10 protein-coding genes are annotated in these 11,869 nt (G+C 51.4%); 7 read left to right on the top strand and 3 right to left on the bottom strand.

Features of this window, described 5'->3' with window-relative positions; translation table 11 throughout:
- Nucleotides 1–98: 98 nt before the first annotated feature.
- A complete protein-coding gene (locus tag O4H49_RS15570; protein ID WP_269424362.1) occupies nucleotides 99–803 on the top strand; it encodes a pseudouridine synthase in 705 nt (234 codons plus the stop codon).
- A 175-nt stretch (nucleotides 804–978) separates the two neighbouring features.
- On the opposite strand, the gene O4H49_RS15565 is transcribed toward O4H49_RS15570, so the two are convergent.
- A complete protein-coding gene (locus tag O4H49_RS15565) occupies nucleotides 979–1,188 on the bottom strand; it encodes a hypothetical protein (protein WP_269424361.1) in 210 nt (69 codons plus the stop codon).
- 410 nt (nucleotides 1,189–1,598) lie between these two features.
- On the opposite strand from O4H49_RS15565, the gene O4H49_RS15560 reads away from it, so the two are divergent.
- Nucleotides 1,599–1,955 (top strand): DUF952 domain-containing protein, encoded by a 357-nt coding sequence (locus O4H49_RS15560; protein ID WP_269424360.1) that lies wholly within the window; start codon nucleotides 1,599–1,601, stop codon nucleotides 1,953–1,955.
- Nucleotides 1,956–2,068: 113 nt separating this feature from the next.
- Nucleotides 2,069–3,133, top strand: a complete 1,065-nt coding sequence (locus O4H49_RS15555) for a quinone-dependent dihydroorotate dehydrogenase (protein ID WP_269424359.1) — start codon at nucleotides 2,069–2,071, stop codon at nucleotides 3,131–3,133.
- A 6-nt stretch (nucleotides 3,134–3,139) separates the two neighbouring features.
- On the opposite strand, the gene arsC is transcribed toward O4H49_RS15555, so the two are convergent.
- The gene (gene arsC / locus O4H49_RS15550; RefSeq protein ID WP_269424358.1) at nucleotides 3,140–3,487 is read right to left on the bottom strand and encodes an arsenate reductase (glutaredoxin); all 348 of its coding nucleotides are present in this window, start codon (nucleotides 3,485–3,487) and stop codon (nucleotides 3,140–3,142) included.
- Between the two features lie 157 nt (nucleotides 3,488–3,644).
- Between arsC and O4H49_RS15545 the strand changes: the two genes are divergently transcribed.
- Both O4H49_RS15545 and O4H49_RS15540 read left to right on the top strand, forming a co-directional pair.
- Nucleotides 3,645–4,937 carry an EAL domain-containing protein gene (locus tag O4H49_RS15545; protein ID WP_269424357.1) on the top strand — a complete coding sequence of 431 codons (1,293 nt, stop codon included), beginning with the start codon at nucleotides 3,645–3,647 and terminating at the stop codon, nucleotides 4,935–4,937.
- A 217-nt stretch (nucleotides 4,938–5,154) separates the two neighbouring features.
- Nucleotides 5,155–6,042, top strand: a complete 888-nt coding sequence (locus tag O4H49_RS15540; RefSeq protein WP_269424356.1) for a TIGR01459 family HAD-type hydrolase — start codon at nucleotides 5,155–5,157, stop codon at nucleotides 6,040–6,042.
- Between the two features lie 18 nt (nucleotides 6,043–6,060).
- Here the strand turns inward: O4H49_RS15540 and O4H49_RS15535 are convergent, their stop codons facing one another.
- Complete coding sequence (locus O4H49_RS15535) at nucleotides 6,061–6,972, bottom strand: YHYH protein (protein WP_269424355.1); 912 nt, start codon at nucleotides 6,970–6,972, stop codon at nucleotides 6,061–6,063.
- 260 nt (nucleotides 6,973–7,232) lie between these two features.
- Between O4H49_RS15535 and scpA the strand changes: the two genes are divergently transcribed.
- Together scpA and O4H49_RS15525 are read left to right on the top strand one after the other, a co-directional pair.
- The gene (gene scpA / locus O4H49_RS15530; protein ID WP_269424354.1) at nucleotides 7,233–9,377 is read left to right on the top strand and encodes a methylmalonyl-CoA mutase; all 2,145 of its coding nucleotides are present in this window, start codon (nucleotides 7,233–7,235) and stop codon (nucleotides 9,375–9,377) included.
- A 125-nt stretch (nucleotides 9,378–9,502) separates the two neighbouring features.
- Nucleotides 9,503–11,866: a hypothetical protein gene (locus O4H49_RS15525; protein ID WP_269424353.1), complete on the top strand. Its 2,364-nt coding sequence runs from the start codon at nucleotides 9,503–9,505 to the stop codon at nucleotides 11,864–11,866.
- Nucleotides 11,867–11,869: the final 3 nt, after the last annotated feature.

Genomic DNA, 11,869 nt, shown 5'->3' with positions numbered 1-11,869 from the left:
GTATTTCCCCTTTCGCCTTTCAGATGACACATAAAATGGTGTTCGAACTGATGGCTTTATACGTAGACCGTATCAAGGGCCTGGGGTAATAAGATGGAATGAAAACCGGGAAAGTACAGCAAGTGTATAAAAGAGGTAACCGTCCTGGCAGGAGGACTGCTGACCAGCCAAAGCACTTGGACCGAAAGCAGGGTCCGTTAGCTCGAACGCCGTCACAGCAAAAAAATCCATACAAAAATCCACAAAAGAATCCACTGTATATTGCCCTTTTTAAACCTTACGGCATGTTGAGCCAGTATACCGGAGAGGAAAATCAGCGCACACTACGTGAACTTGATCTACCGGCAGGTGTCTATGCAGCAGGTCGGCTGGATCAGGATAGCGAGGGCCTGTTGCTTTTGAGTAATGACGGGCCTTTTATTGATCGTTTGATCCATCCCAGGAATGGTCACAGCCGAAGCTATCTGGTTCAGGTTGAAAGAGTGCCTGATGCTGCTGCGTTGCAAAAATTGCGCGATGGCATACTGATTAAGGGGTATCAGACCCGACCGTGCAAAGTCGAGCTATTGCCGGAAGCTCCCTGTCTTCCTCTTCGGGATCCGCCGATCCGCGAAAGAAAAAATATTCCAACAGCCTGGCTTAGAATGACCCTGACGGAGGGGAAAAACCGTCAAGTCAGGCGAATGACGGCTGCAGCAGGATATCCAACCCTTCGTTTGGTGCGAGAATCAATTGGAAAGTTGATGCTTGGTGAGCTGTTGCCTGGACAGTGGAAGAGCGTATTACCCGAGGATATTATCTAGAGGCTGGTGACAACTTTATTAACTCAGCCCTGACTAATCCCAGCCCAGCCTGTCTGCTGTCAGGTAGAGATCGGGAGTAAAAAAAAGCGGGAAGCAAGCTTCCCGCTTTGGTAGACCGCCTTTCACAGGCTAAAGGCAGTCTGTGATGACATCTATGATTGATGCAGTGAGGGGGTTATTGTTCTGCCTCAATCATAGAAACGAAGATTTTTCTTACTGTCTCTTCGCTCAAGCCACCGATTAGCGATCCTGCTTTGAGCATCGCCGGGGTCGGAGTTTCCGGTATTATTAGATGACCGGTTTGTCCCATGGCGGAAACGGCGTCTAGGGCAGTTGCCAATGCCCTGCTGCCGATGGTGCTCGCTGTCATGTTTTGATGTGCCATGGGTCTCTCCTTTCGTGATGGAAGTCTAGCTCGCAATAGACTTCCTGAAAGTAGTAATTGCATGGACTGTGCCAGTTCTGGGAGAGTGTTTTGTTTTTTTAAATGTTTTTATTTAACTGTATGTATTTAAATGAAAAAATATGAATTCAATTTTTCTTTCTGGCGTTTCTGTGAAGTTGTATCTTAGGGGGAGGTCAGGTTTTCTGCGGTATTTGGCGTTTTTCAGTAGTGTTTCTGCTGTCCGTTACTCTTTTGTGGTGTTCAAAACTATAGGATTTCTGCGGACTTTAAGGGAAACCCTTGGGTGAATATCAAGTTTGAAGTGTTGAGTTTTGTTGCATATTGCAAATGCGTGGCTGTGGTTTTTGCAATATGCAACGCATAATTAGAAATAATACAAGGTGTATCCTATGGCTGAACGGTGGATTTATCACGTTTGTAAGGCAACAGAATGGAAAGAGGCCAATAAGGCCGGTGTTTATCCTGGGTCCTCTCAGGACCAGGCCGACGGGTTTATTCATTTCTCTTCAGGAAAGCAACTGCAGGTTTCTGTTGCGAAACATCGTGCAGGACAAGATGACCTTGTTCTTCTTGAGGTCGATGGTGCCTTGTTGGGACAGAAGCTGATCTGGGAAAAATCTCGAGGTGGTCAGCTGTTCCCGCATCTCTATGGGGAGTTGCCTCTTACGGCTGTCCGCCGGAATGGGGCTGTCCGATTGGGGGAAGATGGTAAACACCTTTTGCCTGACTGGTTTGACCTCTGTTGAATAGCGGCTGATCCCTTTGTGGAAGGGTATATACTTTTGGGGGATACTGGTTCTTGCTGTCGCGCTGTGGTACTTCCGGACATCAGTTCTCTCTATTAAAGCTGGAGCCGTTTGTGGATACTTTTCGTTTTGCTGGTCCCCTGATCCGGTTGTTGGAGCCAGAAAGGGCTCATAACCTTACTCTTTGGTGTTTGAAGACGGGGGTGGTTCCGTCACAGAAACCGGTCATATCGCCTCTCTTGAAAACGTCTCTCTGGGGGCGGGAATTCAGTAATCCGCTTGGGCTTGCAGCTGGGTTCGACAAGAATGCAGAAGTTGTTCAGCCCATGTTGGATCAAGGCTTTGGGTTTGTTGAAGTTGGGTCCATTACCCCACGGGCCCAGCCGGGGAACCCGCGACCCCGGATTTTCCGTCTGGCGGAAGATCAGGCTGTGATCAATCGCATGGGCTTCAATAATGGCGGAGCGGAGGCCGCCTGTGAGAGGCTGCAGAAACTCAAGTCGGAGGGATATAAAGGGCTGCTTGGTGTCAATCTGGGCAAGAACAAGGACACGGCGGTTGCTGTGGACGACTATAAAAAAGGGGCGCAACTGCTTGCCCCTTATGCCGACTATATGGTCATCAATGTTTCATCACCGAACACGCCGGGACTGCGCGCCTTACAGGGACGTGCAGAGTTGCAGGTGCTGATCGGTGGAGTTCAGGAAACACTCAGACAGAATCTGGGGGACAAGGCCCCTCCACTGGTTTTGAAAATTGCGCCCGATCTGACCGAGGCGGACAAGGAAGATATCGCATCCGTGGCACTGGAGCTCAAGCTTGATGGTTTGACTGTAACCAACACAACGATTGATCGACCTGACAGTCTTCAAAGTGTGCATCGAAATGAGGCGGGCGGTCTCAGCGGTGCACCATTGTTTGAAGCCTCTACAAAGGTTCTCGGCGATATCTACCGCCTTACCGAAGGAAAAATTCCCCTGATTGGTGTGGGAGGAATTTCCTCTGGAGTTCAGGCATACGCAAAAATCCGGGCGGGCGCTTCTTTGGTTCAGCTCTACTCAGCACTGGTTTACGGTGGCCCGGCCCTGATACCTCTTGTCTTGACCGAATTGGTTCAGCTTTTGACGCGGGACGGGTTTTCTTCTGTAACTGAAGCTGTTGGTGCTGATCACCGCTGAGGGGGTCTAGAGGATCTCGAGGACTGATTCAGGTGGACGTCCGATTCTGGCTGCTTTGTCGGTTATTACGATTGGCCGCTCAATCAGAATCGGATTTTCCAGCATGGCTGTAATCAAGGCTTCGTCAGGCAGATCAGGGTTGGCGAGTTCCATTTCCTGATAGATCTTCTCTCCCTTGCGGAGAATGTCGCGTGGAGAAAGCCCCAGTTTGGCAAGGATGCTTTCCAAGGTTGTCCGGTCCAGCGGGTTTTTGAGATACTCAATGACCTCCGGAACACAGCCCCGGTCTTTGAGAAGCTCCAGGGTTTGGCGGGATTTGCTGCAACGCGGGTTGTGGAGTATTTTTACGCTCATGAGATCCAGCATTCTGTGATAAGTGAATTAAAGGACAGTGTGTGACAGATTTTATGGATTTTGTTAAGGGTCTCTCAAGGCGGTTCTGACAAGCTTGGTTTCCTGGATGTGTCGTCGTCTCAATTCACTGGATGAAAATTAACTCAAGATTATGCCTTTGCTTCAGCATCTTTTTTTCATAACTCTCTATTGCGGGCTTGCTCTTCTAGCGGTCTTGTTTGGACCAACCTATATTCCAGAGCTACAAACAGGCGGTGCCATGTTGCTTGGCCTCTGGGTCTTTTTGGCCGGAGTGGTTCTGCATGAGATCATGACGCGTCGCTCTCGGGAAGAAGAGACAACGAGCACGCTGGAAACGCTGCATCACAATCAGGCTGTGCTCAGAGACCGGATATCCTGGACACGGCGTGAGATGCTCGGGATGGCCGAAGCGTTGGAGGGAGCTGCAAAATCAAGCAAGCTGAGCGCCGAACAGAGTATTATCAATGATGCTCTTTCGGAAGTGAACCTTCTCAAAACCCTTATGCCGCGTCTTACTGATCCTTTTCTGGGGTTATTTGAGGACGAAACCAATGTGATCAAAAAAGATCAGAGAGTACGTGAGGAAGGGGAGGCGCGTCGGGCAAAGCACCCTGATTTTCTTGATGATTTCCGGCCGGAAAATTATATAGGGAAAACAGTAAGGGAGCCTGCCGAGCCAGAGGCCGTTTCTGTTCTGACGGGTCTGGGTGAAACTGAAGTGCTGTCCATAGTGAGGCAGTCGCTTCGTGACGACCGGATTGAGATGTTTCTGCAACCCGTTGTTGCCCTGCCACAGCGCAAACGCAAGTTTTACGAATGCCTTTCACGTTTGAGGACCTCAAAGGGGCAGGTTATCGAGCCGGGTCAGTATGTAGCGATCGCTACCCGTGCAGGTCTGATTACAGCGATCGATAATATGCTGTTGTTTCGCTGTGTGCAGATCATCAGGAAGATATTGAAATCAGGTGATGATATTGCCTTTTTCGTCAATCTGTCGTCCCACACGCTGAAGGATCACGACTTTTTTGATGATTTTGTAGAATTTGTCCGGGGCAATATCGAACTTGCCCCACATCTGATTATCGAAGTGGCCCAGAAAGAGTTTCTGGGCTTGAAAGCCAGCGAGCTGTTAAGCCTTGAGCGGCTGATGGGGTTGGGCTGTCGCCTGTCCTTGGACCAGGTACAGAGTCTGGATATGGACCTTGAGGCCTTGGCAAACGGCCGGGTCCGGTTTCTCAAGCTTGAAGGCTGGCTTTTTGCCGAGAACCAGATTGAGACCAAACGGTTTCTGGAGCAGTTGCGAGGCTTGCCCATTGAGCTGGTCATCGAAAAGGTGGAAACTGAAGATGCCCTGGTGCAGGTTCTTGGGCAGGATGTTTCTTATGGCCAGGGGTTTCTTTTTGGCGAACCACGCCCGGCCCGGCCCTGATTCCGCTTTTCAGATTTTACCTGACTTGAAATCTTCGCGACAGGATCAGGGGCACGGTCGTCAGGCAGCTTATCTTATTCAGACAGCATAGTCTTATGCAGAGGTTTGCAAGTCGGTCGAGCTATGGCACAAAAGCAGTCTGTTTTCTGAATATCATTGTCGACTGTTCTGCCTGCTGGTTTTCTTGTCTTTTTTTATGCCTTTTCTGGAGCCCTTTATGTCCACCACCACGCCCCGAACCATTCCTCTCTTGTCCGGTGTTTCCGAGATCCTTGATGATTACGACGGGTTTGTCATCGATCTTTGGGGGGTAATGCATGATGGTGAGGAAGCTTTCCCCGAAGCAGTGGAAGCTCTGCAGAAGCTCCGCGCTGCGGGCAAGAGAATTGTTATTCTCTCGAATGCCCCCCGCCGATCAGATTCTGTTGCGGAACGTAATGAGGAGTTGGGTATCGCCCGGGATCTGGCAGATGCTGTTCTCTCTTCTGGTGAGGTCACCTGGCGCAATCTCAAAGAACGCACGCTTCCTTTCTATCAGAAACTCGGGGCAAAAACCTTGTTGATCGGTCCTGCCCGTGATCTGGGAATGAAAGAGGGGCTTCCCTATGAGTTTGTCGAGGAAATCGAGGATGCTGACTTTATTCTTTTGACGGGTATCTGGGATCCGGCTGATGCTGTCGAGCGTTATGACTTTTTGCTCAAGCCCGCCTTGGCCAAAGGTTTGCCAATGGTTTGTGCCAATCCCGATCTTGAAGTGATCCGGGGTGGGAATAGAGAACTTTGTGCGGGGGCTGTTGCCCAACATTATGAAAAGATGGGGGGGGTAGTGCAGTATCACGGCAAACCTCACCAAGATATTTATCGTGAATGTATGGAATTGCTTGGTGTTCATGATGCGTCCAGGGTCCTGGCTGTTGGCGATTCCCTCCGCACGGATATTGCCGGGGCCAATGCCGCGGGAATTCATGGCCTCTTCATCGCGGGGGGCATCCATTGTGAGGATCTCCACGGGCTGAAGTCGCTTGGTGATATGATGCGTTTGGTGACCCTGTGCGATAAGTATAAAGAGTATCCTGTCGCGGCGATGTCGATTTTCCGCTGGTAGTCTTGTCGTACTTTTCCTTTAAGGGCGGTTTTTTCTTTTTGGAGGCCTTCCACCAGGTGGGGGAGGATGGCCCTGTTGGCCGCCTCCGTTGCGTTTATGGAAAGAGGGGTCTGGTGCGCCCCGGAACAGACGGGGAATGAAGGGATAATCTGCAGTCAGAAAATAGGCATAGATACCCTGCGGGTAATCAGGGGTGATGCAGAAGCGGCCATTGCATTCATCAAGATCACCTGCCTGGGGCAGATAATGATAATCCTGAACAAAAGTCCCGTCGTGTGGCCCTCCGGGACCACTGTTTCTTGTTCCGGATTTCAGTCGATAACTGGAGGTCAGAGGCCTGATTTCTGTGTCTGGCTTCTCTGGTTTGTCCAGACCATAGAGAACATAAATCGGAAACCCATCTGCGGCATAACCAATGAGAGGGGAGTGCTGACGATCAGACCAACTCTTGATCAACCCGGTGGGCAGGCCATGGTAATGGTAAGCCCCGTTGGGCTGGACATGAGCGTTGTTTTGATCAAGTCCGAGATTGATTTTTCCCGAGAGAGCTTCATAACGCCAACCCGAGTTTCGATCTCTTTTCCAGAACTCGTTAGCTGCAGGATCAAAGGGAATGCCGTTCAGGGCGATGCCTATTGTCATGAGGCCAGCGTCTTGCGCTGTAGGGCGGATTTCTGGAATGAGGGGAACCCGGAAGTGGTGATTCTGGGTTTCGATCCGGTTTGGGTTGTTCCGGTTTGGAAAACTGCCCGTCGTATGATCAGGGATGCCGTTGGCGCGAATATAACGATACCTGCTGTCTTGGGTAACCTCGACTTTACTTTCCAGAGCCCAGGCATTCCGATTTGCCATGGCAACAAAACCTGCGGCAGGCAGAACCCCCATCAAAATCATGAATTGTCGGCGTTGCATTGACGTCTTGTCGGCCATGGTCAATTGGCTTCTCCTTCTTTTTCTGACTTCGATTTTAACGCAAGAGATGCAACATTCTGTCGAAAAAAAATACGGCCAGGTCTGTTCTGCAAGAATGTGAGGGTGGGTCTGCCAATATCCCTTCCTTGCGAGGCATGGACTTGACAGCAAAACTGTTTAATATTGCACTGCAATAAAAACCCAAGCAGGATGTCCTGTTTAAAAATGAACAAATGCGACAAAACCAGAGTAGAACTCTGAAGGCGGGAGAGGCAAAAATGTCCGATTTTCCTAAGAAAGCGACCAGTGACTGGCAAAACCTTGTCGAAAAAGAGCTCAAGGGGAAGCCTAGCGAAAGTCTGAACTGGGAAACGCCAGAAGGGATTGTGGTCAAGCCGCTTTACACCGCAGAAGATCTTGAGGGGCTGGACACACTTGATAGTCTTCCAGGCTTTGCACCTTTTCTGCGGGGACCTCGCGGCAGTATGTATGCGGCGCACCCCTGGACGATCCGCCAATATGCAGGCTTCTCGACAGCTGAAGAGTCCAACGCTTTTTATCGCCGGAATCTTGCTGCCGGACAGAAAGGGCTTTCCGTTGCTTTTGATCTGGCAACTCACAGAGGGTATGATTCTGATCATCCCCGTGTGGTCGGAGATGTGGGGAAAGCAGGCGTCGCAATTGATTCTGTCGAGGATATGAAAATCCTGTTTGATGGTATTCCATTGGACCAGATGTCTGTATCCATGACCATGAACGGGGCGGTCTTGCCGGTTCTGGCCGGGTATATTGTCGCCGCGGAAGAGCAGGGCGTTAGTCCAGACAAGCTCTCCGGGACAATCCAGAATGATATATTGAAAGAATTCATGGTGCGGAATACCTATATTTTCCCGCCGGCACCCTCGATGCGGATTGTTTCCGACATTATCGCCTATACCGCGGAAAACATGCCGCGTTTCAATTCGATCTCGATTTCCGGCTATCATATGCAAGAGGCTGGTTCGACCCTGGTTCAGGAACTGGCCTTTACCATCGCGGATGGTATCGAGTATGTGCGTACTGCCATTGCCAGGGGCCTTGATGTTGACGCCTTTGCCCCGCGTTTGAGCTTTTTCTTTGCCATCGGCATGAACTTTTTCATGGAGGCCTCCAAGCTGCGGGCGGCGCGATTCCTCTGGGCCCACTATATGAAAGAGCTGTTTGATCCCAAGGACACCAAGTCTTTGATGCTGCGCACCCACTGCCAGACATCCGGGGTCTCTCTGACGGAACAGGACCCTTATAACAATGTGATCCGGACCACCGTTGAAGCCATGGCGGCTATTCTGGGGGGGACGCAATCCCTGCATACCAATGCACTGGACGAAGCGGTAGCCTTGCCAACAGATTTTTCGGCAAGGATTGCCCGGAATACCCAGCTGGTTTTGCAGGAAGAAACCGGAATAACAAAGGTCGTCGATCCCTTGGCCGGCAGCTATTATGTTGAAAGCCTGACAGCGAGCATGATCGAAGAAGCCCGCAAGCTGATTGACGAAGTCGAGGCTATGGGCGGAATGACCAAGGCGGTTGAAACTGGTATGCCCAAGCTTCGTATCGAGGAAGCCGCGGCGCGAAAACAGGCACGGGTGGATCGCGGGCAAGAAACTGTTGTTGGTGTTAACAAATATCGTCTGGCCAGGGAAGACGATATGGATATTCTGAATATCGACAATACGGTGGTCCGGGAAAAACAGCTGGAACGTCTGGCTTCGATCAAAGCCAGACGGGATAATGCAGCCTGTCAGGCTGCTCTGACAGAGCTGACTGCAGCAGCCGAAGCCGGAACGGGCAACTTGCTGGATCTGGCCGTCAAGGCGACCCGTCAGCGGGCGACTGTTGGAGAGATTTCCGATGCGCTTGAAAAGGTTTTTGGGCGTCATCGTGCAGTGAACAGGAGTATTTCAGGCGTGTATGGTTCAGCCTACGAAGGGGATGAAACCTTCGCCCAGATACAGAAGGAAATTGAGGACTTTGCCACAGAAGAAGGGCGCCGTCCGCGGATGCTGGTTGTCAAGCTGGGGCAGGATGGGCATGACCGGGGTGCCAAGGTTATCGCAACCGCCTTTGCTGATATCGGTTTTGATGTTGATGTTGGCCCCTTGTTCCAGACGCCGGAAGAAGCCGCAATGCAGGCAATCGAGAACGATGCCCATGTGATTGGTGTCTCAACCCAGGCGGCAGGTCACAAGACACTTGTCCCGCAGCTGATTGCCGAGCTTCGCAAGCAGGGAGCCGATGACATTGTTGTTGTCTGTGGCGGTGTTATCCCGGCACAGGATTATCCGGCTTTGAAAGAAGCCGGGGTCTCCGCCGTGTATGGTCCGGGGAGCAATATTCCACTGGCGGCCCGGGAAATCATTTCCATCCTGAAATCCTCTTCCTGAAGTGTGGACAGCTGATTTTTTAAAAAGTTGCTGATCTTGCTGGTCTTTCTTGGACTGTGGGCGCCTCCTAGCCTATCATCTGTTCAAGGTTATAAAAGATCGTGAGCGAAATCAGGGAGTGAGGGATGTCAGGTCATACCTGGATCACCAGAGTTTTAACGCTGGTGGGGCTGGCTGCAACAGGGGGGTGGTTATGGCTCTGCTATGACTATATCACCAGGCTGGTCGGATGGAGTGTGGTGACAACCATGTTACCCCAGGAGCAGGGACAGATGCTGGCCGGAATTACCCTGCCGCTGTTTCTGTTATGGGTGGTGTTGCTGTTTATGGTGCGGGGCGCGGCAATGTCTGTGACATCCCGGCGCCTGTTGCAGCAGATGGAGCGTCTGACCTATCCTGATGATGAAGAACAGACGCGGGTCAAGGATATCACGCGTCAGCTTCTTGAACAGACCGAGAGCCTCAACAGCGCCTCCAGTGATGTAGAACACCGCCTGAATGGCCTGATTTCCACCTTTAAGGAGCAGACAAAACATCTCACGGGCGCAGCGATCAGGGCATCATCCCAGACGGAACAGATCCAGGAGACTCTTGGAACCCAGCAAACGTCACTTGATGAAATTCACCGCTCGATCCACAGCAGTCTTGAAGCCGCGCGTGAAGCTGTGAAGGAACAGGTCTCTTCACTGGAAAGTGCAGGTATTCGCAGTGAGGTGATGGCCGAGACAATCAGCAAGACTCTGGGGGGAGCCGTGGATGTTCTGGATGACGCTGTCGAACGAACCATCAATCGAACAGAAGATGCTGGCGAGATGCTGCGCCAACAGGCGGAAGATATGGCTGCGGCAGGAACGACTGCCGAAGTCAGCAGTGAAACCATGCGCGAGAGCCTGAAGCAGGACCTCGAGGCGCTCAGGCTGGTTCAAGATACGATTGAATCTGAGGGGGATCGTTTCAAGGGGTTGATCAAAGATCGTATCGGAGATGTGGAAGAACTTCTGGCAGGCGCGGGCGACAAGGTATCAGAGCTTAGGGAACAGCTCTCCAGCGAAAATCAGGCGATGGAACAGCTGGTTGCCGAGATTGGCTATAAAGCGGTCTCGCTTTCCGATGCCATGCGCAAGGATGCCGAAGAGGTGCGTGAACTTTTTGCCGATGTTTCTCTTAAGGCGGGGGAAATGACGGACCGTTTCCGGATACAGGCAAAAGAGCTTGGCAAGAGCGGAGAAGATGTTGCCGAAAATCTGACTCAGGTTACCCGTGATCTGAGTGAGGCGGTTGCGGTGGCTGGACGACAGGAAGCATCCCGTCTGACCGAAGCGACAGGGCAGGCACAGGATATGCTGGTTTCTGCAGCAGAGAAAATACGTCCCGGTATTGAAAGCCTTCAGGAATCTTCCGAGAAACTCAGTGATCTTGCCGATGTGATTATGGGAGGCTTGAGTGAACATACCCGCGAAATCGGGCAGGTTAGCCAGGTAGCCCATGATAATGTGGAGAAAGCCTCAAAGAGCCTGAAAGACCAGTCCCGTTTGATGGAACTGGCAGCTGACAAGGCTGTACGCCATACGACCGAAGTCGCCAAGGTCTTCAAGCTGCAAACCTCGGCACTTGCTGAGGGAGCCAGCGCGGCAAACCAGGCAGTTCAGGATTTGCGTCAGGGTGTCCATGAAGAACTTGATGCTTTCAGACAGCTTTCCGCAGATTTCGCAAAACTGTTGGAAGAGGTCCGTTCATCCCTTGATGACAGGACAACAGCCCTGACCGAAGCGTCTGAGGAATCCCGTCAGACCGCACAGGCACTGCAGCAGGAAACTGAAAACCAGAAAAACAAACTGACGAAACTGGCGGAAGAGGCCCGGCAGCGGGTTGAGGAAATCAGTCAGCGAACAGAAGCAACTACCAATGGATTGGACAAGGTTGTCAAAGCTGCTCTGGAAAAGGCAGAGACCCTTAATAAAAGTCTGCATAAAAACAGCACGGATGTTTCCGACATTCACAACAAGGTATCAAAGCTGGCAGAGACCTTTGGCCAGCAGACACGGGATCTGACACATGCCTCGGAAGAAGCAACACGTCAGGCGTTGAAGCTGCGCGAAGACCGGTCAGTGAACAAGCGGGAGGCCTTCCTGCGGGGGGCGACATTACTGATTGATGATCTGAACTCTACCGCTATAGATCTGAACAAGATACTCGACGAAGACCTGCCGGAAGAATACTGGAGACGATACCACAAGGGGGATCGTTCGATTTTTGCCCGACATATCCTGAAGAAAAAGGATATTTATGGCACGCGCGAAGTAAAACGCTACTTCGAAACCAATCAGACCTTTCGCAATCAGGTGAACCGCTACATGGACCAGTTTGATAATCTTATGGCCCAGGCACGAGAGTGCGATAGCGAAGATATCCTGGCAGCCACCTTTATGACCGCAGACGTTGGCAAGCTTTATGTGCTTCTGGCACGGTCGCTTGGCCGGATGGAGTAACAC

The organism is Kiloniella laminariae (genome assembly GCF_027214005.1).
GTDB classification, from domain to species: Bacteria; Pseudomonadota; Alphaproteobacteria; order Kiloniellales; family Kiloniellaceae; genus Kiloniella; species Kiloniella laminariae_A.
The sequence above is the reverse complement of the archived record's forward strand: the minus strand, read 5'-3'. Positions and strand labels throughout refer to the sequence as shown.